We start from the raw sequence: 24,203 nt of genomic DNA, 5'->3' as shown, positions 1-24,203 counted from the left end.
CTCGGCACTCAATCTCAAATCTCGAGGTCGACGTCGTCGACGGACCCGCCGCGGATGTCGCCCATCTGGGAAGCAGCTAGTTCGGACTCGTTGAGCTCGCTATTCGCCACTGTGAGTGCGTAATCCCTGCGAGGATCGAAGTCAGGGAATTGGTCCACGCGGTCCAGAACATCGCCCACGAGCTTCTTAACAAATAGTCTTGGGGCAACGCCGGTGCGGCCGCCAAGCTCCCCGGAGATAGAACGGGCCAAAACCTGAACATAAGAGTCATCCACGACGGAGCTAATGCGGTCCGGCGAGTCACTGCCCGATGTGTATATGTCCCGCACCCTGCAGCCCAGCTCCATCAGAGATTCTTGGCTGAAACCCGTAAGTCTAATCTGGGCAGCCCGTGGATTGTCAAAGCGACTGTCGGTGCTGAAATCAACGGCCAGCCGTTGGGCCAAAGGTTGAAGACGTTGCATCCCTTGAGAGCCGTCGTAGAACGCCGGCGTGCCAGTAATCAAGATATAGAGGCCAGGGAAGCGCCCGGCGTCCACTTCGTCAACCAACTGTCGAAGTGCATTCAACGACTTCTCGCGAACGTCGGAGCGGACCCGTTGGAGCGTTTCGACCTCATCCAGAACGACGACAAGACCCTTGTACTCGCTGTCCCGGAGGACCATGAGCAGCCCCTGCAGCGAGCCAAGAGCGCCAAAATGGTCAAGCTCGCCTCTAATACCTGCCGCTCGCCGGATCGAGGCCGCCACATGAGGCTGGCCTCCCAGCCACGCAAGGAGTCCCTCCGCCTGACCGACGTCAGCATCTCGAAGGGCCTCACGGTAGGCGCGGAGCACTGCCGAGAAGGCAGGCGCCGTGCGTGTTACTCCCTCCAAGCGGCGTTCCATGAGAGCGACCACAGCAGCGTCGACGGCCTCAGGATCCTCACGGGAAGCGGAACCGGCGGCAATCACGTCCTGCTCTAGGGCAAAGAACCACCCGTCAACTATCTCTCGTAGTGCGCTCGGCGCGAATTCGGAAGTCGCAAGATTCTCAGTTACGCGACGATACACCGTCTCCAGCCGGTGTAGGGGCGTTTCTGTCTCTGAAACTTGTATCTCGGCAGTAGCGAATCCACGCTTCTTGGCTGCCTCGACGAGCCAACGGGCGAAAAAGGTCTTACCGGATCCGTATTCGCCGCGGACCGCTTTGAATACTGCACCGCCCCTCGCAACGGATTCGAGTTCCTGGGAAATGGCTGGCTCGAATTTGTCTAGGCCCACTGCCAAAACATCAAGGCCTTGCTGCGGTACTGTTCCCCTACGCAGGGCGTCGATAACTTCACGCCGTCTGCGCGGGCTAATTTCCATCATCGGACCGCTCCGAGACTGAACTGTTCAGTCATCAGGCCAATATCTAGGACGACTGTTACTCCATCGCTGTCCTGAGTCAGGACTTGGTAGCCCTCTACGTTCAGAAGGCGTCTCAGCGCGGCCAATTCGCTGGTCAGTTCCGCCACAGACACACCACCCGCCCTTGCAAGAGAATCCCTGTGGATCCGCCCGCGGTGTTGCTCAAGCACAGTCAGAAGTTCGTCTACGCGGGAATCCGAGAGCGCTCGCCGTCCTGCGCGGGTTCGTTGATCCTGATACATACTGCTCTGCATCAGTTCCGGAATCCATGAGACTGCAACAGCAGCCGCAGGTTCCGTCACTGGTTCCGGACCGAACTGGAAGAGAGGCTGTTCCTGGCGTGGTTCTGTTGCCTTCGCCTTCCTTGTGGCTCTCGGCCGGGTCTGAACATTATCTGCGCGCTTGATGCGTACCGGATCGTTCCACCAGCCGGGCGTTTGGGGTGGCGCAACTCGCCACCCCTTGGGCGCCGACGCCCCAGCCCTGTTGAGAACGACGACCGGCACTATCATTTCCGCCAACGTGCAGCCCCCGTGGTACCCAGCTTGCTTCTGCGAATATCTGAGGTTCTCAACAACTGGCACTACTGCAGAGCCACCTGGTGCCAGGACTCGTCTTCCTGACAGTTCCACCTCGTCAGGTGCCGCTGGGCCCGAGCTAGTCGGGCGCCAGCGGGCGGAGGCCCCCGCCACCGGCCGGTGTTCAGATCCACGCTCGACGACATGCCCGTGATCGGACGTCAAGATGAGAGTCCGGCCTGCCAATGCGGCGGCCTGAAGCAGGTCCGCCAGGTGCTGGATGTTGTTTAGCGTCCAAATGGTTCCGCCAGGATCGTGCTTGGCAAGGGCGTCGTCTATCGTGTTGAGAACGACGCCGAGGAGCGGCTTTCGAGGGTCGTTGAGGCCCGCAACTAGGTCGCCGGGCAATCGGGCACCGGCCGGGGCTCGAAGATCGTCTTTATGAAACAAGGGCGCTCCGAAAGAGCGCTTCTCGTCGGCTTGTTGGCCTGCTGCAAGATGACCAGCAAATAAGGACGTTCTGGAGAAGGTCGTTAGGGATGGAATTGCAGAGAGAACACCACGGCGGGAATGACCTGATCCCTCGAGATCTTCTACAAGTTCCTGCCATCCGCTATTGACTACATCTTCGACAATTGAGTTTGCCGTAGCTGCGCTCATGCCATCTAGGACTACCAGCAGACAACCAGTCACGTCGGTAAGGGGCCTCACAACGTGAGGCAGGATGTCTTCCGTTCCAGGCACAGCGTCGACAGGCGGACCTGCGAGCTCTTCCGAGACTTTTCTGGCAAACTGCCGATCACGCAGACTTCGTCGCACCTGAACAAAATTCAGGACACGGGCGTAGGCAGCAGCATTGGACTCGAAGTTGGATCCCGTCCAGACGGTGGCCGCTGCACGGTCCACCCAGCTGCCGTCAGCCATGTGGAGGGAAACGCAATCGCTCAACGACTGTGGAGCTGATTCCTCCGAAGCCAGCCAGCGAGCAAGCCTGACCACCATGCGGGCTGCCTCGGCTTCCCCCGACGGACCTGCTGCAAGCTGGTGGTCCAAGAGATCATTAAGCACCCCTTCGATCCGCGGCAAATCCACTGAGGCTAGATTCGCAATCACGAGGGCCTCGGCCAACTGCCCGGCACGTGCAGCAAATCCTGCAGGCAAGAGGTCGGACCTGGACGCGCCTTCAGCCCAGCCGATGTCCGCGAGCCACGTTTCAGCTTGTTGCATCACAGCGGGGACCAAAGAGTCACCTGCAAGGCTCATTCGCAGCAACGCTTGCCTGGAAGCAGACGCAAGTGCACGCGCTTCCCTAGGACTAATCGGCGCGCTGCCAAAATAGCGTTCGGCTCGGGTCCTCGCGGCTATTTGTTCGGTGGCTGGGCTTCTCGCATCGGAGGAATCCGGCCACAACACGTCTAGTGCGACTCCAAAGGCCAGGACCGAAATCTTGCTCGCAGATGAGGCTGCCAGGGCGAGCCTAGCGGCCTCGCCGAAGCTTCGGCCCACCCAAGTAGTAAGCGCGGTTCGAAGCTCCGAGCTGACCACGGCCCATCGGGTTCGGATTTCTGGAACATCCAATGCCACCAGAAGGTGTGCTTCGTCGATCGAATCGTTGAGGCTCATGCCCAGCGCAGACGTTAGCAGGCCGCTCATCGCCAGATCCGCAGTAACAATGCCAGAGGGTGCCTTTGGCCAACCTCCTGGTGGACGGTGTGCGATAAGGCTATGCGGGAGCCAATTGCCGTATTCCCGTAGCTGTGGATCATAGCTCACAGCACTAAAGAGCTCAGGAATGGTCGACCACTCGTCTAAGAAGTTGACCCGCTGTCCACGGGACGGAATGGTGACAGCATCGCCGAGCTCCTCCTCCGGGACGTCCGTCAAAATGATCAGGAGATCACCAGCAGGAAGGTCCGTGACCGCCTCCAGAGCGGCAAGCTGCGACACGGCCGTCCTGACCCATACCGTTATACCTTGGGCAGCGATCGATGACGGACCGTTCCAGATGGGCCGGGCGGCTAAGAGCATAATCCGGCCGGCTTCGGGGGACTGCGCTATCCGCTGCGCGTACTCCTCGATGATCTGCGGTGACGCTACCCTAATCGTTGACCCAACTTCCGAAACGGTCACTCGATCCACCACTTCACATGGACTGTCTTTCCAGGATTATCAACCATCGCGCGTTTGAGCTGCATTTCGAATTGGCTCAGGTCCACTTCCGGCCCGTTCAGTATGAGGTCGACGGCGTTAAGCCTGTCGAGTGTCCCCGCTTGCTTGGGTTCGTCTGAAGGCTGCACCGAACTTGGGAGGTCCCCTGCTTTCGTCGGAACGTCCGGGGGAGTGGGTTCCATCCCCGTGGTCGGGGTTTCGACCTCCTCAGGCGGAGTTGTCGGAAGTAGTGGAGGCTGGCGCATGAGGATACTGAGGGCGGCCTCTTTGGCAGCAGCGATTGCGGGAGCGAGCGGTGAATGGAACTCGTCAGCGATCGCGGCTGTCTGGAGTGAGTCCAGCACATGGATCCATTCGGACTCTGATCGTGCTGTGAGCTGGTTCAGGACCTTCCACTCCGCGTTGCGGAGCGTGGAAACAACGGCTGGTGCACTGGCAATAGACTTTCCTAACGCCTGAGGTTCGGCTGGAATGTCGGCAATGGCCAGGGCCCTTAGCAGCGAAGTGTCGTTCACTTCGCTAGCCAACGCAGCTGTCAAACTTGAAGCCTCTGTAGCTGTTTTGAGTCGGTTGCCGCTGCCGGTCGACTCATTCATCTCGCTGTTAAGCCCTAGAACCACGGCGTGCCGTTGAAGTTCTTGGACAAGCTGGTGAGCTGACGTCTGGGCCACTGATGCGGCCTGCCGAACCAGCCGTGCCAGTCTGCTGACTCCTTGGGCGCTCAGACGGGGTTCTGCTGGAATACCAAACACCGTCGCTGCGCGGTGGTTTGCAATCGTCCAATCATCCGCAGAAGGGAGCTCTGGTGTCCTGAGCGACATGTCGGATGTGATGCCACCAACCGTTGGGGTTGCAGATAGGGGCGCTTGAGCGCGAAACCATTGCCTGTCTTCGAGCAGGGTCCAGGCGAGGATTAGCAGATCACCAACTTCGGTGGATACCCCATAGTCCTCCAGATGTGCCCGAAGGGTGGGTATCTTGACGTCGAGTGCTTCGGTGGCAGCCCACTTGGTGAAGTTCTCCATCCACCCAAAGTTGGACGAATTAAGGGAAAATACGGTCTCTCGTGGCTCACCCAGCTGGAGGGGGAAAGCAATGCGGCGAAGTGTCGCTGCCTTGGACCTTTCTATTCCGTCCAGCCGGCCGCCCCTGGATACACATTCTTCAACCAGGGAGGCAACGGCGGAGAGTTCGGCCTTTCTAATTTCCGTTTCGCTGGGCTCAAACAGCGGATGTCTGGGATAGAGGTAAGTCAGCGCTTTCGCCAATGCGGAGTTGAGTCCGGCCCTCAGATCAGCTGCCACCGGTGGTTGAAGCTGAAGGCCGGGCAGGAGACTTGTGAGGACTGAATCGCCGGCGATGACCGCGTCCACATCATCGGCAGTGGCGGTATCAATTCCGTAGGCCTGAAGAAGCGCGCTCTTGAGGCGCTCCTTAATGTTGGAGCGCTGGCTTTCAAGCTGACGTTTTGCAATCGGCCGGTCAGAGACGGGCAAGTTGCTGGCGTTCGCCTCGAATTGCTCTCCAGATCCTTTGAGGAGGTGCTCGAGAAGGACCAGTCGGCCGACGTCGTTGAGACGGGCCGCGGAGAGGAAATGGGGAACCCAGGCAATGGTTCGTGATTCAAGGCCAGCATCCCGCAATTGTGCAAGACGGTTAAGGTCTTCCTGCGCACTGTGGTTGCCGGAGTCAAAGGGGACGTCGATGACGACCTTCCATCGGTCGCCCTCAGCGCGGAGGGCATCGTCCGGGAGAGACGATGCGTCGCGGATGTTCCCGAAAATAACGTCAACAACCCGTTTGGTTCCTCGCCACACGTGAGTGAACTCGCGAGTCGACATCAACCCCACCGCCGCTGGGAGGCCTAGAAATTCACTGACCAGGTTGCGCAGAACCGACTGCCGCGCGCCTTCGGTGTCCTCGTTCTGGACTCTCTCTACGACGGAGTCGTAGTCGACCCCCGAGAGGCTGACGCTCAAAATCGGGTCCGAGGAGGAACCGGAGATACTGATCTCGCCGAACTCCCCGGACCAGTCCCTGACCTTTTCCAGCACGGCAAATGCTTCCTGGCCGGGAATGAAGCTTTTGATAGTGCCGTAGTTCAGTGCTGCCAGTTTTGCCGCCGTGAGGTTCTGCAACGACGGCGTACCCGGGACGATCTCGGCCACCAGGAGTGTTTTGGCCAGCCGGTCTTCGGCAACGAATGCGTGAGTTCGAGGCAGCGCCGCGGCATCAGCTTCGCTAATCCCGTGCTTCGACAGCAGGTAGGGTCGCAGCTTGTTGAGGTAGAAGTCGGCAGCGATTCGAAAGAGCTTCTCGATATCCGAGCTGAGAGGCTTTTTGTCGCTCAACACGACAGCCTCGAACAGGTCGCCGACGGGTATAACGTCTGTGACCAGCAGCTGTTGGCGTCCCGAGCTGAGCAGCTCACCCATCACCTTCAGCGCCGTCCGCTCGCGTTGAAGGAGCGAGGACAATGCAACCAGGGCGTCTATGAGCGCTGGGGAAAACGGGTAAACCAGTTCGAAGTCCACGGCACTTGAGCCAGCCTCATCGGAGAGCAGGTGGCGCATGGCTCCGGGATTGGCTTTGACACTGGCCGTAGCCTGGGCGAGGGCACGGGACCCTTCAGTGGAAGTGGGCTGGAGGAGTCTTTGGTTGACGATGCGGGGGAGGTCTGCGGCCTTTAGTGTTATAGCCTCAAATCGGTCTTCCCACCACGAAAAGCTCTGACCAATGGCTTCACGTTCGGCGCCAATGGCGGTACTTCCGAGGAAGTCTTTCAGATCTCGCTGCCTCGCCACAAAAGAGATCAGTGGAATGCTGAGAGAGCCGGTACCTGTTTCAACGAGCTTGGCCACTTTGGACGTTTCCGACTGGATAAAGTCGTTGTTGCCCAGGTGCTGGGCCAGCCACAGGACGAGTTCATCCAGGAACAGAACGACGCCGTCGTAACCGAGGCCATGCGCATGGTCTGTCATCGCTCGGAGCCCACTGGAGATATCGAGCCATTGGCCGGTGTTCTCGTAGCTTCGGTAGAGCGTGGCGGTTAGTGCCCGGGCCAGTTGGTCTCGTTCCGAGCTGCCGACTGGATCGAGCAGAGCTGCGTCGAATCTGTCTCCATTCCAGCTGGTTGTGAGCTCACCCCAACCGCTACTTTGCGAATCCCCGTTGAGGATGCGGAAGAAGGCCTCGTCTTGGAGTTCCTTCCGCATGTTTGCAGCATCTCTAAACAGCTCGTCACTGCGGTGCAGAACGGCCGAGGGTGAATCGGGGTACAGTTTTCGCGTCTGGTCCAGGTAGCCCCGGAATAAGGCGCTTTCGAAACTTTCCGCGCCAAGCAGGTGATAGTCGACCGCCAGGAGTTTTTTCGATAAGAGTCCCTCGTGCGCGGCAACGCTCGACTGGAGATTTGTCAGCTGCCGGGCGTGGAGATTGCCTGCAAGCAAGAGGTGCAGGACGGCCATGAAGTGGCTTTTGCCGGCACCGAATGAGCCGTGGACAAACGCACCGTTACTGCGCCCGTTCTCCAGGGATCGTTCGACAATTCCCAAGGCTTCATCAAAGGACTTGGCCAGCGAATCAGTGACGACATATTCACCCAGGGTTTTCTCGGCGGCTTCCACGCCACTGTGAAGTTGAAGAACGTAGTCCGCTGCGTCCACGTGCTTCGGAATATCAATGGCGTCTTTCAGCAGGTTGATATTCGGGTTCATACAAAGGTCTCCGTATTCTCGACGCTTGCGCTAGTACGACGGCGGCCTCGCAGTGCGGATGCAGCGGGTCGCCACTTGTTAAGGTCGGTTCGCGTCAGCGCAAACCGTGAAAGATAGCCGTCCAACATCCCTGTGATGGCTGCTGCAGGGCTTGTACCAATGGCAGGGTCAATTTCCGAATGCCACTGGATTACCCACGGCTCGAGCTCGTGGAGGCCGGCTAGCATCGGTTTCAGCTGCTCAGGCGTTGCGCCCTCGGCGTCAAACTCGGCTGTAGCCCGCGCTAACGCCAAGGCGGCAGCTGCATGGTCCCAACCTGCCCAACCGAAAACGGGGGTGGTGTCGCCACTGCGCAGGAGTCCAGGGTAGGAGATGAACCGCTCCTTAGGGACATCCAACTTGCCCCGTGCTTGCCAATAGCTGGTTTTCTGGAAGTCAACAGGTTTGTATTTGGGCGGGACCGGGATGTCGACTTTTTCCCCGGAATCTTCCCGCCGCTGCAGATCCCAAACAGCCTGCCAGCCGCGGTAGTTGATGAGACCGGATTCCCTATACCGCAACTGCGCGAGGTAGGGTACGGATTCGTCCGAGAGGAGCGAGGTCAAAGCCGGAACAAGCTCCACATGTGAGGATCCCGTCAGAACTTGCAGTGCCGCGACCAAAACTGCGTCGTGCCGCGCTGCGTCGGCTAATTGGGCCACCGATTTGCAGGACGCACCTTGAGCGTCCGCCCAAAGGGTGACATCTTCCAGCCGATCCAGGATGAGTTCGCGTAAGGCCCGTTGCTGCTGAGCATCCCATGGCTCAGTTGCCCAGCGGCGCTTGAACTCGGGGCGTTCTAGATGCAGGATCTCGGGAACGAGGCGCATTGCCTGGAGACGGCGTGAAACTAATTCTTTATAGTCATCCGGCCAACCTGACGGGATGGAGGTCTGAGGGCGCGTATCGTGCCGGGTGAACCAGGCCGTCTCTTCAATTCCGTCCTCCTGCCGCTGGGCAAGAACTAACTCGAAGGCTCTGGTTCCTCGTTCTAGACTATCTAATTCTGTACCCTTGTAGGTTAGATCTGTTTCCACCAAACCATAGGTTCTATAGGCGTCCCAATCGAGTTCTTCCTGTGCGAAAATCATCCGGTTTAGTAATGAATCCCACTCTTCGCGGGCCCGGTTCAACGCTTCGTTCAGTTTCGTTGCAGAGGAGTCACCAACGAATTTACTGACAGTCGTTGAGGGGCACGTGCTATCTAATGCCGAGGCAAGGTTATCTAGTACACGACCACGTTCAACGGGCAGATGGCTTGGCAATGGGTATCCCTGCAACTTCGTGCTGGTGAACTCGAAGAAGCGCTCCCATTCTTGGTCGGCGATTCCTCCTCCGACACCGCCGTTGCCTTTGTCATGGCAGACCTGCTTGAGCCAAAAGCAGGCTGTGGACGAGTTCAAAATGGCAAGAAGGCCGAGGTGATGTTCTTCTGTCGCGTCTGTAGGCAACTTGATCACTGGGGCGGTGCGGTTGAATATCTTACCGCCACGGTTCAGTACGAAATGATTGTGTGTTGCCACGAATGCAAACGCAATCGTAAATCGGTTAGTTAGCTTGGGCTTGGCCAGCATCCCGTACTCGAACCAACTGAGGCCCCGCTCCTGGCGGGTTTTCCCAAACATCAGGTACCCGGACACACTGCGTCTAAAGGGCCACATCCATTTCGAACCGGCAGCCTGGTCAGAGATGTTCAGAGCCTCAGTGTACGGCCAGAATCGAGCGTGTCCAGAACAGCGGAAATCTCTCACGTCCTCGCCGACCACAACATCTATGGAGGGTTCGGTTGAAGCCGGTGGGAGTTCAAAGGGTTCTTCCTCGCCAAGAACTGCCATTATGCCGATCGCATCGGAAACTCCGCCTAGAGTCTCCGCCGCGCTCATATCTAGCAACTCCTTGAGGGCCGCCGCGCCGCCGCCGGACAGGGACCAAGGATGTTGTGCGAACGTCTCTCGACTTGGGGAAGCAACGGTCACAAATTTGCCGTTGAAGGATTCTTCCGCGAGATGCTTCGTAATCTCACTCCACACTAGGCCGTTGGAAGGATCCTTCGGCTGGCCGGGTTCTCCCCTAACGCCTAAAACCGCACGCACTGTGCTTGCGACAGGTGCGCGTCTGCGCCCGACCAGAATCACCGTCGGTGTACCGTGGCCCGGAATGTAGGCGCCCGAGGTGTCGATGATATGGGTTAGATCAACAGGGTTCGAGAGAGTCCTTCCCGAAAGCAGATCCTGAATCAGTTTCTTGCCGAATTCTCGCTTCATGAATGAATTGGATGTAATCTGCCCGACGTGGCCGGCAGTCGTGCCGGCCGAACCTCTAATTGCTAGGCGGAAGAAGAGCTCCATAAACGGAACCGAGAGGGCATACTTGCCCGAGCACGTCTCGTAGGCCTGTCGATACCACTCGTTCAGGGCTTTGTCCTTGACCGTGATGTAGGGCGGATTTCCAACTACGACGTGATAGGTGCCGGGCTCCAGAATCCCCTTGTAATCTCCTATGTCTTCAGAAGCATAGGAGTATGCATCTTCTCCGTCTTCAAAGAGGTCTCCCTGACGACCCTGCTCGCCGATGAGCGAGTCGCCAACAGCCAAGTGGTACGAGAACGCCGGCGCCGTAACCAGCGACGACTCCCCGCAGGCGCCTAGGGCAGCCACAGTGAGCCTGAATCTCGCGATGGCCACCGCAAACGGGTTCAAATCAACACCATGGATGGAGTCCAGAGCGTTCTGCACCCTCTGGCGTCTGGAAAGGCCGGGGCTGTCGGCTTCCCACTCGCAGTGAAGCCGTTCAAAGGCCCCCAGCAGGAAGTGGCCGCTTCCGCAGGTTGGGTCAATCAATTTCAATCCAGCGATGCCGAACTCCTGGATGGCTGGAGTTAGCGTTTGATCGAGGATGAATTCCTCGATGAAGTCGGGCGTCTGCAGGAGCGCGAAGGTCTTTTTGGCGTAGTCAGATAGGTCTTGGTAAAGATCACCCAGGAACCGGGTTCCGTAGTCGGGGTCCGTGAAATCGTGGCGGAGTACGCCGTCCTCGTCGGTCTGCCGCCAGAACTTCAGCAGAGCACTGGCTGACTCTGCGCTGATGGGAGCCCGCCACACCAGATTGTGCTTTCGGTCAACAAGCGCCCTGCCCGCGGGTAGGTCCGCGAGAGCACCGAAAGCTGTCTTCAGCCAATCGCGGGCATTGTCGGTGGGTAGTTTCGCGTAGTGAGCCATTTCAGCTTCAGATGCCCGTTGCGTGCGATCGGCTGGCCCCGCAATCCAGAGGTCATTTAGGAGCGCGTTGTCTTCACAAAAGCGGATGAAGACGCTGGCGACAATCCAGGCAACAGCGGCCTGAGAGACCTCTCCCTCGAGCCAGTCATCGAAAGTGCGTGCTGTGCGGTCGTGGTCACGAGCATGCTGATGCTCCTCGCGGAGCTCCTTTGCCCACCTTTCGGATTCTTCACCCGTGGGGCGTTTAGCTTCACTACGTAGGTCGGACTCTAGAAGCTTCAGCTGTTTCTTGAGGTCCGCGAGAAGAAGCTTGGAATCGATCACAGGGTGTCCTTTCCGGACGACATGGTGCTTTCACGTTTGCTGAGAGCCGAGGCGAGCCCGGGCGAAATATCGACGAATCCATCCGGACCCATGGGAGGGACGCGCCCGTCTGAGGACGGGGTATTTGCCGAACCGCGTTTCGGTGCTACGACCCAGCGCGCGGCCGGCCTCGGGACGGACATATCAAAAAGCCTGGCCACTTCGGCGCCGAACCCAAATTTCAGCAGAGGACCAATATTAGTGAGCAGCAAAGGATTCGGATCGTCTACCAGCTCCACCCACAAGGGTCCGACTGCCATCCTGACGAGCTGAGCCAGGTTCGCATGGTCTGACGGCGAAGCGGATTTGGCATCCGCCCGCAGAACCACATCCCAATCGACATTTTTGGACTGTGCGGTGGCGCGGATTGCTTTGACCACTTCGGCTGAGACGTCCACAAGCTTCAGTCCGAAGACTTGAGTCAGTGCCTTCGAAGTCCTGATGAAGTCCCTGGGTCGAACGGCAAGTGTCACGGCCGATTTCCGGGTCAGCGACTGGGCAAGCTGCCGTTCGATCTCAAGTATCTGTGTGGAAGACAGCTTTGTATGTGTAGTGGACCCTGCCACGGAGGCGAATTCGGAGCGCTCTACTCGCGTGTAGCTTCCGTCCCGCCACCTCATGCCCGGCATCGCTGCTTCGATGAGGCCGTCAAGCTCTGGTCGTGGAGGCAGTTCCCTCACTGTGGGAAAGCGTGACGTCACGCGTTTTTGTGCGCTCGACTCGCTAAGTTCCCGCACCACGACGTCCCGGAGCGTGAACTCCAGCGCCTTCTCTGCCGGGAGTGTCTTGGCGTACAACTCTCCGCGGCCAGACAGGGCAGCGGTATGTGAGGCCGCAACGGCCAGACGTAGAATCCTGTCGTCGTGCAGGATCGCGGCCTTGTCCAGTTCGCGTAAGACCGGCCTCACCGTCGCCGCGGGCAACAGCCTGAACGATCCGTCCCTCGAGTCCACAAGGGTATCTACCTTGGCGGCCAACGCTTGGGCCAGCACCAGCAACGATTCCGGATCACTCGGGCGGGCGGCATCCTGGTCGATCTGTGCTGCTATGAGGATTCGTCCAGTGGAGCTGAGCCGTCGCTGAGCCAAACGTGCGTTCGATGCGCGAGCGTCCACTTCGATGACCGCCCTGACCAGTCCCTGCGCGAGTCTTAAACGGTCGTCTCCCGTGGATGATGAACCATGGGAGATCAGGAGCGCGGATGCAACCTCGGCGAGCTCTGCTACGCCTCCCTCGGCCGATAGGATGCTCTGTACCTCGTCCTGGGCCTCAGCTAGAACACGATTTCGCTGCCATCGGGCGGTCGCGGCGGTGACAATCTGCGAGACCCTGCCGCTGCTGACTCCGCTCAGCTCAGCCACCTGAGATATTGTCGGCCAAGCTGCACTTGATGCAATCAGTTCTGCGGGGTCACCGCCGGGCCGTGGGGTTCGAATGCCCAAAAGCAGGCGCAGAACGAAGACCTCTGTACCGTTCGCTTTGTTTGGTACGGGGACCAGGCCCCCGAGCAGGGTGTCAATACTCTTGTCGAGGTTGCCGAGGGGGCGTGGAGCGGCACTTGTTCCGCCAGTCAGCAGCCTGGACTTCCAATCCCGGATGCGTCGCTGAATTTCCTTTCGTGTCTTCTCGCCCTGGCCGCGTATCGAGTTCACCTGCATCGGTGAGGTGCCGAGCAGCTCGCCAACGGTCGCTACGCCGAGTCTGTTGACCGCGGACATGGCCCGCGCCGTAAACCCCGCATCAGCGAGCAGCGTGTCAAGGGTTGCGGCATCCGCCGCCGCATCCCGGAGGGCCTCGTCTGCGTCGTCTCCACCCGCTGCCTCGTCCAAGGAACGAAAGACAGCGGCCCAGCCAGTAGCCAGGGCGTGTACATCAGAAAAACGCGTGACCGCATCAGGGGACAGTGCAACCCTGAAGAAAGCGATCAAAGAATCGGCAATGGCCGATTCGAAAGACTGTGGCACCAGCACAACTTCGTCGGCAGGGCTGCTGGGGCCTGCGTCGCCGTCGCGCCACCAAGGGAGCGAGCCGGTGGCCATCTCGAAGAGCGTTACGGCGACGGCGTAGAGCTCGGCAGCCTTATCGTATTGCCGGCGCCTCGGAGGCCCGAGATAGGGGTCCAGGTATCCACGTGTTCCGGATCCAATCATGGCAAGGGGTTCGCGTGCCAACGACAGGTCGAAGAGGACCAGCCGGGGTTTCCGTGTAGATGAGTCCCGAACGATTCCCAGGTTGGCCGGCTTGATGTCCCGGTGGTAGATGCCGACTGAATCCAAATAGGCTACCGCGGCGAATAGGTCAGCTCCATAGCTTTCAAGCTGTTCGATCGTGGCTCGGCCCTCTGACTGAATTCGGAGGGCAAGAGTTTCGTCGCCGGCATCAGTCAACAGCAGAGCGGTTTGCCCGTCGACGTTGAGCGGTCCTTCGACAAGCCGTACAAGCCTCGTATGATCCAGCGCAGCGAGGATGTCAGCTTCGTCACGAAGGCGGAGCGCTGCGGCGTCATCTCTCGCAACCTTTAAGATGAGGCCTTCTCTGCCCGTCTCGTAATCGTCGACCTCAAAAACGGTTCCGGTGGATCCGCTCCCACGACGTCCCTTGACCTCGAATCGGTCGCCAATCATCTGACCGGTGGATGCTTCTTGCGGAGTGCTGGCCTTTGGACGGTTGCTGGGATCAGGCCGGGTCAGCTTTTCAACTGCGGCATCCAGTTCTTTGAGGAAGGCATCAATGCTCGCCGTACGATCGGCCTCCGACTGCCGAGTCGCGTTTAGGACCAGTTCAACGAAAGGCCCCTGTAGGTCACCAATGGCACCAAGATCCAGGCCGGAGTGGTTGGCGAAGATCTCCTGAAGTTCAGCCAAGGTGTTGGCGGGCGCCCGCCCGCTAAGGATGAAAAAGGACAGGGCCCCGAGACCGTAGACGTCCAGAGGTATCGGGGGCAGCTCGGAGCGGGCCGTCAGTGTCTCGGGGGCGAGAAAAACCCAGTTTTCAGCACTGATGAGGTTTTGAGGCTCCGCGGTGCCGAAGGAAGTTCTCGACTGGGACGGGCCGGCCGAAGTTGAGCTCAGCGATTTCGTTCCTGTGAACCAGTCACGTATGGACACATGAAGACCAGACTTGGACTCCCGGACGAACACCTGCCGGGGCGTTAGAGCTCGATGAGCCAGCCGCCTCGAATGAGCGAACTGGAGGATTTCGCCGACTTCCCTGATGAGACTGATTTTTTCGTCGATTCCCAGATCGGCCCAGCGTCGGTGGATAAACTCGCCCAAGGCGAGCTCCCCGTCGTCGTGATCAAAGACCAAGGCCGGACCGGAATCCGTAGCAAGGTAGTCCAGCGGAGCCGTGATGCCACTGTGGGATATCCCGTGCGTGAGTGCGTACTCGCGCTTCGCGGAGAGCTCGATTTCCTTGCGGACCTCCGCCGATGCGCCCGGTGGAAGATCGAACAACCGTATGCGGCGCACCGCCTTAATGGCCGGGTGCACGGCTCGCACGTCTTGCCAATCCGGGCCTTCGCCTAGGGGATCGGCCTTCTCCAGGGAGTACTGGCCCACGAACCGGGATTTTGGGGTGGGCTTGAGCCCGGCCGCTTGGATGAGCGTCCGAATCTTGTTGGCGCGAGGGACGTCTACAAGGTCATGGTGGTTAGACACCGGAGACCTAAGGAAATCGCTGACGGAACGGGTTTTCAGTCCGGAGACTTTGTATCCGTCGAGTGCCCAGACTCCAGTTGCCCCTAGTTCATCCAGCTTGACGACGGAGTCTTGTCCGTGCAGGACGACCATGGGCCTGATGAAGGGGACGTTCTTGGCTGCTGCTGTATTGGGGGCCTTCAGTTTCAAGAGGCCCGCCAAACGCTTGGCTTTGCTGTCCGTCAATATGTACGGATTCGGGCGCACGCTGCTGCTGCCAGTCGGACTGGTCAGAGTCCAGCTTTGCTGGTCTCCGGTCAGTGTTCCGTGCCAGCCCTTGAGCTCGACGATGAAGAGGCCCTGCTGCGTGAGCAGCAGGACATCAACTTCGTTGGTGCGCCCGCTCGCGTCGATGAACGTCAGATTAGACCAGGCGTAAGTGACTGAATCAGTGGGTAGGAGCGCCTTGAACTTTTCTAGGGCCTGACGCTCTGCAGGGGTCGCTGCATCGCCGAGTTCAAACCAATGGTTGGAATCCGGATCCAATATTTACCCCCTGGAGCACTACCACGCCGACTGCTTGTCCCATACAACGATGGATAGGAGGCGGCTCTGTTACTTGAAGCTGCCTTGATCCTAGCGAACCTTTGACTGGTAGCCCGCAACGACGCCGCGTTACTGAGCCAGTCCGGTGCCACAGGTTGATTTCGGCTAGAGCTTGTCGATCCAGGTGTCCTCTTCGCGGTTGTCCCATGCCGAGCCCGATATCTGTTTGGCTGGGAGACGGCGCTCTTCGATACGGCGGAGGATCGGCCGTACGTCCTTTGCGAGAAGGTCCCTTATGGAGTCGACCGGGCGAACTACGCAGCTTTCGATGATCGCACGGCGATCGTCCATGGAATCGATGCCGGCTGCGGCAAACGCTTCTCGGAGCTGTTGTACTTGACGTTCACGGATAGGCAAGTCCTCGAGTACCTGCGCTGGCGTCTGGTCCGGCTTTAGAAAAAGGTCAAACGTGCTCTCGTGCAAGGTGCTTCCTTTTCGTTCCTGCTGGACTTCAATTCTGCCACGAAGTGAAACCTGCAGAAGTAAAGGAAACGGCGCCGGAGGCTTGGTGAAAGCTTTACGGCATACGTGGAGACGCCTGAGGACTATCCATCAGTGGTACTGGTTCAGCCAACCCCCATCGCACTAGTGCTTGCTTGGCCTCGGGGAACGGCAGCCAAGGTTGACTTACTCGTTGCTTACCACTGGAGTACGAGTCGTCAGACCTCCGTTGATTGGCAAAAGCAGCAGGTGACATATGGGACGCGAGCCGGAAATGCTTCCAGATCGGCCTAGGACCCTTGCCGTCCGCGATGATGAGGTTGGGTCGCTCCCAGATACACATACACCAGCCTCCATTTGAGTTAATTGCCCAGACCGGAGGCGGATTGTCCCGATCAATCCAACCGGCGACTGTGATGGCAGCCAGCTCTGGATTCGAGAATTTGCCGTGTACAAAGATCTTGGTTCCACCCTGGCTAAGGAACTCCCACCCGGCTTGCGCTGCGGCCGCACGAGCATCCTTGAACTCATCACCGGTCAGATCACTCTCGATCAAATGCTGCACATGGTCAAGACGCAGTGTCTGAGAATCATGACCTACCAATGTCCGGCAGTATTCTGAAGCCAAGTCTTCGTCGAAGCGACCGAGCTGAGTGGCGGCACTCCGCAGAATGCTTCTATATATGAGCGTTGCTTCGCTTGTGGTCCGGAGGTCGGTTGCGACTCGCATTACTGCGCAGCTTACGAGAGTCATGCTGGAAACGGAGGCCCGCAATTCGTCCGGAATCGGTTCGTTGGCCAGATGCCGGATGAGGGTACTCATGAGCCGCAGCGGCTCTACATCCGACGAATCCCAATTGCCGGCGCTAAAGAAGCTCGTGACGATGCGAAGCATGGCAAGCTGAACGAACGGGGGCTGATCATCCAGGCTTGCCACCCACTGGGCGCATCGTTTTCTACGTCGTCGTCGATCTGCTTCTGGAGATTTGGAATGGTCCGGGGCTAACGCCTCCGTATCTGAAACCTTCGGGATGACACTTGCCACCGCATCATCGTGTTCGTCATCGAGGACGGCCTCGTTGTCGTCCACTAGGACATCAGCCCATCGGGGTGGTGCTACCACTTCGTTACTCGAAGCGGGGGCAGGAGGTAAACCCAACACGAAGGCAGTCAAGAGCGGGCCTTGAATCCGAGATGCCGCTTCAAGATCCCATAGCCACGGGCTTTCGACGTTCACTTTGGCTTCAGAGGGGACAGGCCGCTGCCTGGGCTGCGCGCCTTCTCCAACCGCCGTCGCCCTCGGACCGATAGTGCGCAGGGATACTTCCCGAAGCGCCGCGAAATCTTTGTCCAAGGAATCAAGGGCGCGTCCGGCATCTTGCCATAGCTCACCCGGTGTGGGCGATTTGTACGACTTTGCTCTTGACGGGGTTCTGGGTGCTGCGCTGATCCTGAGTGGGTCCATTACGAACATGATCGGTCCGACGTGTTTGATCTCAGCGTCACGCCAAGACAGTCGGACCCTACTGACAGCGCTCATTGCACACGCGGTCCGGAGTTCAATCTGCCCCTCTTGAAACGAACCGAGCAGACTCCATTGTTCTGGAGGGTCTCTGAACTCGGAAGCTTCCAATTCTAAAAGCATCGACGCCGGGCTTGAGAGTGTGATCGTCAAGTTACCATCAACGATACGGGCCGACCTGATTGACGGTCCTGGGCGTAGTGATGGATACGCGGTTCCCGTATTTGCTGGACTTATGCTCGAAGCATCGATAGGCCGTCCGTCTGGAACGGTGAGGACGGAAGCAGGTCCCACAACCGCAGTCTCATAGTTCCCGCCAGAAGACCAAGCTCTTAAGAGCGCAGCCCCCGAAAGGTTAGGACTCCCGACCAGGGCTCGCGAAGTACCGTTAGATTTCCACCAGATCACCTTTCCATGACGGTACTTGTTCCTCCGGTCCGATTCTTGTGCCTCAATGTGAATTTCATATTTGTCGGCACACTCCTGTACTTCGACTGGGTCGAAGACCGTCAAACCTGGTTGGAGGAGCAGAGTTGCTTTCTGGGGTCGCAATCTTTCGATTAACCTTGATGTCGCAGCCATGGAGCTGTCCAGGAATGGCGCGTATAACCGAAGTTCTGTTACTGGCTCCGAAGGAAGACTGCCTAGAATCGCTTCCTCGGCGGAAGTAATGAAGGTGTGCCCGGTATCAACAGCCTCGCTCTGCTCCATGAGCCGTCGTACAAGCGCACACGTTCTGCGAACTGAATCGCTGGAATCGGCGTCGAGCCATCGAAAATGGGCAAAACCGCGAAGCCATTCAGTTATGTCGTGGAATATCGCCGGATAGGACGTCTTGTCACCGGCGAACTGAATCCAGACCTCATCGTTATATTGCCATCCACCCAACGTCAGGTTGCCAGAACCGATGGCTACCTGGACCCTATCCTCGCCCGCAAGAATAACCACCTTAGGGTGAAACGCGGCGCGTCCGGTGACAAGGCCAACGTTGTATGAGCGCCCAGCATGTCGCACGGCACGAGGATCCGGAGCCCAGACGTTTCCGTCGGCGATGATGGATGCGCGCGCACCTGTAGCAAGACAGGTACCGAGGACTTGGGCTTCGAAGAAGGCAAGATCAACGTTGAACGTCAGGAAGAGAGCTTCCCTTGCTTGGACTTGCCTGGTTCGTTCCTCCTCCAGAAGCATCGGAAATGGGTTAGGAATCTGTTGAAAATCGCTAGGCAAGTGCCTCGGCTCCTCGATCGGTGATCTGCCATTGTTCATTTTCGTCCCGGACGAGCAAATCGATGCCGGAGAGAATGTGCACAAGTGGGGCCAAGCGAAGCGACACGCTGCCGCCACCTTCATTCGAGTCCTTGAACACCAGATCGTCCCTAAAAAATATCCGTGTTGGAATCTTGATCGATCCCGTTGAGGCATCGAACCTAGCTTTTCTCAGTGAGAGCCTGTTCGCCCTGCGCAGGAGTAGCTCGACGATATGGTGCGCGAAATCCTTCAGCGGGCGTCCGTCCCACTCGTGAACTCGGTCCAATAACCAAGTTGGCGACATTTCCTGAAGGGAGTCAGTTTTTGACTCGAAATAGGGTTTGACATGATCGGGCATCCCCGCAAGCCGGAGCGACCCGAGAAGAATCGTTGCCATGAATGTTTCCATGTCGGACTCGCATGCAGCAGACTGCTCCAGCTCAGCGGGGTGAGCTGGTCCTTCAGGCGTCCAAACCTGAGGAAACGAGCGAACATATCCACCAACTGAGACGTTAGGGAGAACATCTACCAACGGGGTTGGGAACTGGGATCGATGGCATAGCCCTGGTACTGCCTCTACGAGGCCGGCCCAAAGGGCCCTCCACGCACTGACGGAACGGTTTCGAAGCGTTACCCCTTGCCAGGCTTGTACAGCATCCAGTTGTAAAAGCAGTTCGTCATGATGGACGACAGGGGAGTAATTAAGCGAATCAACGAGCTCGGTGTTGATGCTGGTCGGTGAGCTAAGTTGTATTAGGCGGAGTATCATCCGTACCGTTTGTCGTCGCTTGTCATGATCGGTCTCCGGTTGCGCTCCCTGGGCCAGCAGCAACTCCCGAAGCACGGCCCCATCAGATTCGGTTCGTGAGCCACAAACGCAGAGGTGGCAGTTCGTTCGCAACTGCTCTTCACTTAAATGTTCCTCCCGCGTCAGCTCGTAAAGGCCACGAAATCCGTCGTTCAACCGGCTTGTATCGAAAGCCGTGATTTGGCTGTTGCCAGTCGGTAGCAGCCCCAGAAGCATTTCGGACGCTTGATACTGACCTTTATAGCCAATGGAGCGGCCGGCGTACGCGCCTGGCCGGGAGAGCTGTCCGAGGTTCAGCCCGTCCTTGATTCTGCTTTCCAAATAATCCGCTCCATGCGGTCGGGGGAGCCACGCATGTTGCCCCTCGTGGAGTATGGAAATCGCTGCAATTAGCGTTTCCGATCGGCGAAGAAACTCGAGTGATTCAGACGCAGTCATTCCGCGTGCTTTGGCCTGAAGCGCTGTATAGGAGTGCAGGCTGTAGTAGCGCGCATTCCTTGTCACGGTTGTCACCCCAGGCAACAGCTCGCCAACCGACCTAAGAACGTGGCGCTCGACAGACAAGGGGTACCTTCCGGGATAACGACCGTCGAGACCCCCACCCCAAGCTGGGCCCTTCACAACGTGCATAGAAGTCCTTGACTAGCAATCAAATCAACTGTTTCTAGGTAACCTAACAGGTATATTCCCGCAGGAAGCGATAACAACTCCTCGGTCAACACCCGCGGAATCTTGCCAATACCAGCCAGGTGCACGGGTCCACATTGGTCAGGGCAACTTGTCGGGAGCTGGAGTCGCGCTTACGAAAAGCCTGGTGTCGCCTGATAATTGCTGAATGAACATGCCTGCCCAGGAACAACGGGAAGAGACAAGGCTTATCGGACACCAAAAGAAAGAACTTTGGATGGGGGCCGAGTATCTGACTTTGTCGGACCTGTGGCCGCAGAATCCGCGAGCAATCCTCGTAGGAATTAATCCCACTGACGCCAGCGTTCGTGTGGGGCATTATTACCAGGGGCTGGCTGGCAGGCGTATGTTTAGGATGCTACATGACGCCGGTGTCTTGGAGTCCAGGCAGCACAAAGATGTGCCCGGTCTTTACGACGACGATTTGGCACTTTCTCAAGGCATTGGCTTCACCGATCTGGTAAAGCGCCCCAGTCGAAACGCTCAAAGTCTCAAACTTGCGGAACTGGAATTTGGCGCCCAAGAACTGGATAGGAACTTAAGGACACATGCTTCGCCGCTCGTCATATTCGTTTTCAAGAAAACCGCTCAAGTCCTTTTTGGAAGATTTGAAGGAATCGGGCTACTTGGCGGCCTGGAGATAGGAGGGGCACGCTGTTTTGTTATGCCCCACTACTCAGCGCGCGTTCCGCTCCGAGACGTAACCCTCGCTCAATTGAAGAGACTGTGGAACGAGGCTTAGCCCATACAGTTGGTCGATTTCACAACGTCAGTCAGCGTCTCGGACGGGGAACATCTTCGCGCGGGGGAACGCATGGACGCGACCTCCATCACCGGGCGCTTCCTCCAGCCCTCGTCACATGATCTAGCTGCGCCAGGATCTCCGCATGGCCAGTGAAGTCGATGTAGCTGCAGCAAGTGAACGCCGCAGCAGACTGGTCCCCAGCTGCGCCAACGATTTCACCAGCTGAGCCGGCCACGCGCACGTACCAAAGACGGAAGCCTTCCTGGCCGTCCGCCGTCGGACTTCCCCAACGGGCAGTTTCGACGCCCCGGATGGTGAACCCCGATATCCGCCGCATCTGCGCCCGCGATGGGTGATGGGGCCAGTGAGACTGGGGGAGTTATGCACCCGTAACGTGGGGAAAGTCCCCTTCGGCCATCCAGTTTCGTCACCAAGGCGTTCTAGAAATGTCTGTGGTGCCAGCTACATTGTTACAACTGAGATAGCACGGCCCGGGGTGGCCATAAAACTGGGGGCAATAGTGGGTGTAGACGCCGGCGTCGGATCTCTCTCTAAAGCGGGTGAGCTTCAACGGGAGCAGTCCTATTTCGACCAAGCGAAACATCACCGCGACAACCAGGCCGCGGCCTGGTCCCTAGCTACTGCCTCTGCGGGTACTGCCGTTGAGCGCCGCGCCTATAAGCATGCGATGGAAAAACGCAGGGTTGCCTCTCCCGATGACCCCGTTGCGCTCTCCCGGATCGACTATGAAGACGGCGACAAGCTGTATATCGGGAAGGTCGCCATCTTTGACGACGAGAAGAATCTTCTCGTGGTCAATTGGCAGGCTCCGGCCGCCGCTGTGGCTAATCAGGCTTCTGCTCAGGATCCGATGGGGCTTCGCAGCAAACGTGTCTTCAATGCACCAGCGAACAAAATTATTGACTTTGAAGACTTCATCTACAAGGCCTTGGCCGAGGCTGTAGATGAGCTCGACAAACACAGTTACACGGGTGATGCCTTACTACAGGCTCTGAGCCGTAAGCGCGGCTCAGAGATGACGGATATCGTCAAGACAATCCAGGCCGCTCAAGACAGGCTTGTGCGCGCTGACCCCGATCAGCTCCTCGTCATACAGGGCGGACCCGGCACCGGAAAAACTGCCGTGGCACTTCACCGTGTCTCTTGGCTCCTCTTCAATTATCAGGATGATTTGCCACCTGAGGACGTTTTGGTCATCGGGCCCAATCCGACCTTTACGAAGTACATACGAAGGGTTCTGCCGGATCTTGGAGACGACGACGTAGTCCAGCAGGCACTACAGAATCTCCTGTCGAGCGACGTTCGGGTGAGTGGGGAGGACTCCACTGACGCAGCGAAAATTAAAGGCTCGGCACGCATGAGCCAGGTTTTGAAAAGCGGGCTCAAGCAGCGCATCCGGGTTCCGGCCGCGGACGTGCGAATTCAGCGGCGAAATACGGTCCTTACTGTTTCCATCCCTGCGAAATCGGTCGCTGAGGTCTTGAGCAGCATGCAGTTCGAGACGTTCGCGGACGGCCGCCGTCGCTTTAGGCAGCGGCTCGTCGAGCTGTGCGCGCCGCTGCTGGGCAATATCCGTCAGGTGGCCCCGGAACAATTTCTCGATGTAAGAGCTCTGGAGGCGGAGGTCGAAAAGATCTGGCCGCAGATCACCCCTCAGCAATTTCTCCGGGATCTCCTGGGTTCGAAGGAACGGCTCAAGCGCGCCGCATATGGGCACTTGACCCTGGAAGAGATAGAGCTGCTGTACCGCCAGCAATCAGACAAAGTGGGTGATGAGCCTTGGACCTTCGCTGACCTTGCCTTGCTTGATGAGGCGCAGGTGCTGATGCGCGAGTCACCTCGCACGTACGGACACATTGTGGTGGACGAAGCACAGGATCTCTCCAAGATGCAGCTCCGCGCTATCCGCAGACGGTCCAAGAACGGGTCAATGACCGTCGTGGGTGACATCGCTCAATCGACGGGACCGTACTCGCGGGACTCCTGGGACGACGTCGTGCAGATTCTCAGTTCGGGTACCGCTGACAGCACCGGCTCGCACGTTGTGGAGCTTGAGCACGGCTACCGGGTCCCGAGGCAGGTTTTTGACGTCGCCCTGCCAGTGCTCAAGTCAGCCGCACCTTCTATAACTCCACCGCGTATTTTGAGGGACGTTGAATACGAGCCGCGTTTCCTTGGGGTCAGCCGTGAGGAACTGGCCCACGACGTATCCCGGTCAGTATTTACCCATAGCGGACGAGGCCGATTTGTTGGAGTGATCGCCCCGCCCCACTTATGGCCCGAGCTCAGAGCCGCATTCCGTAATGACGATCTGCAGTGGAGCGAATCAACCCAAGGTGAGCTATCCACTGCCATCAATCTTGTCACTCCCGAAGATGCCAAGGGGCTCGAGTTTGACGCCGTCCTAGTGGTTGATCCGGCGGGAATTCTGGCGATGCCGCACGGCGAACGTATGCTGTACATCGCTTTGACGAGGACTACTACTCATCTCGACGTGATTTATCCTCTCGGGTCCCTGCCCGAGATTCTTGGCGGCCCGGACAAAGCGGAGCCCGGGGTCGCGCAGGACGGTGAACAGACAGGACAACTGTCAGAGGCAGACGCGATGATTTTGGTTGATGCAGACTTAGGAGCCGATTCCGCTGTCACCGATGCCGAACCCGTCAGTACGTTGGCAGACAACACGTCCGACGTCGTCAGCCCCGAGGAAGATATAGCGTCCTTCGGGGGCGAAGCCATCACTGAAGGTACTGCCGGGAGCGAGATGGCCCGACTGGATGGGATGCAGCAGGCGATGGCTGCACATTGGGCCAAGTTCTTCTCGTCCCAGCTGATTGATAACGTGCCTGCCAAGTTAATTCCGGCTGTCGTGGAGGAGCTGGCCCGCATGGCCTCGGAAAAATGAATACTGCGCAGAACTTGATTCAAAATTGCGACGGCTGTCGTACTTTTGGGCTGGAAACTCAGCAGACCAACCGGACAGATAACCTTCATTGAACAATCGGCCCGATACGCCGGAACGTTGAGTGAGATGCAGCAATTTTCCGCATGGGGCGGAAAGGTAGGAGAATCC

General features: G+C 58.2%; 11 protein-coding genes. 3 read left to right on the top strand and 8 right to left on the bottom strand.

Features of this window, described 5'->3' with window-relative positions; translation table 11 throughout:
- Nucleotides 1–14: 14 nt before the first annotated feature.
- From brxD to FNL14_RS03720, 7 genes are all read right to left on the bottom strand, one after another.
- Complete coding sequence (brxD, locus tag FNL14_RS03750; protein WP_142057742.1) at nucleotides 15–1,352, bottom strand: BREX system ATP-binding protein BrxD; 1,338 nt, start codon at nucleotides 1,350–1,352, stop codon at nucleotides 15–17.
- A complete protein-coding gene (gene pglZ, locus FNL14_RS03745) occupies nucleotides 1,349–4,039 on the bottom strand; it encodes a BREX-2 system phosphatase PglZ (RefSeq protein ID WP_142057740.1) in 2,691 nt (896 codons plus the stop codon). The genes brxD and pglZ overlap by 4 nt, the downstream gene beginning before the upstream one ends.
- Nucleotides 4,036–7,794, bottom strand: a complete 3,759-nt coding sequence (locus FNL14_RS03740; RefSeq protein ID WP_142057738.1) for a hypothetical protein — start codon at nucleotides 7,792–7,794, stop codon at nucleotides 4,036–4,038. The genes pglZ and FNL14_RS03740 overlap by 4 nt, the downstream gene beginning before the upstream one ends.
- Nucleotides 7,791–11,375 (bottom strand): BREX-2 system adenine-specific DNA-methyltransferase PglX, encoded by a 3,585-nt coding sequence (gene pglX / locus FNL14_RS03735; protein WP_142057736.1) that lies wholly within the window; start codon nucleotides 11,373–11,375, stop codon nucleotides 7,791–7,793. Before pglX ends, FNL14_RS03740 begins: the two co-directional genes overlap by 4 nt.
- The gene (pglW, locus tag FNL14_RS03730) at nucleotides 11,372–15,598 is read right to left on the bottom strand and encodes a BREX system serine/threonine kinase PglW (protein WP_181762535.1); all 4,227 of its coding nucleotides are present in this window, start codon (nucleotides 15,596–15,598) and stop codon (nucleotides 11,372–11,374) included. Before pglW ends, pglX begins: the two co-directional genes overlap by 4 nt.
- Nucleotides 15,599–15,763: 165 nt before the next feature.
- On the bottom strand, nucleotides 15,764–16,081 hold the full coding sequence (locus FNL14_RS03725; protein ID WP_142057731.1) for a hypothetical protein: 318 nt from the start codon (nucleotides 16,079–16,081) through the stop codon (nucleotides 15,764–15,766).
- 94 nt (nucleotides 16,082–16,175) lie between these two features.
- A complete protein-coding gene (locus FNL14_RS03720; RefSeq protein WP_142057729.1) occupies nucleotides 16,176–17,189 on the bottom strand; it encodes a hypothetical protein in 1,014 nt (337 codons plus the stop codon).
- A gap of 1,209 nt (nucleotides 17,190–18,398) precedes the next feature.
- Here FNL14_RS03720 and FNL14_RS03715 point away from each other — a divergent pair.
- On the top strand, nucleotides 18,399–18,617 hold the full coding sequence (locus tag FNL14_RS03715; RefSeq protein WP_142057726.1) for a hypothetical protein: 219 nt from the start codon (nucleotides 18,399–18,401) through the stop codon (nucleotides 18,615–18,617).
- A gap of 223 nt (nucleotides 18,618–18,840) precedes the next feature.
- Here FNL14_RS03715 and FNL14_RS03710 read toward each other — a convergent pair whose 3' ends face one another.
- A complete protein-coding gene (locus tag FNL14_RS03710; RefSeq protein ID WP_142057724.1) occupies nucleotides 18,841–20,115 on the bottom strand; it encodes a hypothetical protein in 1,275 nt (424 codons plus the stop codon).
- 397 nt (nucleotides 20,116–20,512) lie between these two features.
- Between FNL14_RS03710 and FNL14_RS03705 the strand changes: the two genes are divergently transcribed.
- Nucleotides 20,513–21,106: a uracil-DNA glycosylase family protein gene (locus tag FNL14_RS03705; RefSeq protein WP_142057722.1), complete on the top strand. Its 594-nt coding sequence runs from the start codon at nucleotides 20,513–20,515 to the stop codon at nucleotides 21,104–21,106.
- Between the two features lie 523 nt (nucleotides 21,107–21,629).
- Complete coding sequence (locus FNL14_RS03700) at nucleotides 21,630–24,035, top strand: UvrD-helicase domain-containing protein (protein ID WP_181762534.1); 2,406 nt, start codon at nucleotides 21,630–21,632, stop codon at nucleotides 24,033–24,035.
- The last annotated feature ends 168 nt before the right edge of the window (nucleotides 24,036–24,203 follow it).

Origin of the sequence: Pseudarthrobacter sp. B4EP4b (assembly GCF_006680095.1) — a bacterium.
Lineage (GTDB): Bacteria > Actinomycetota > Actinomycetes > Actinomycetales > Micrococcaceae > Arthrobacter.
This window is presented reverse-complemented; position numbering and strand designations above follow the sequence as displayed.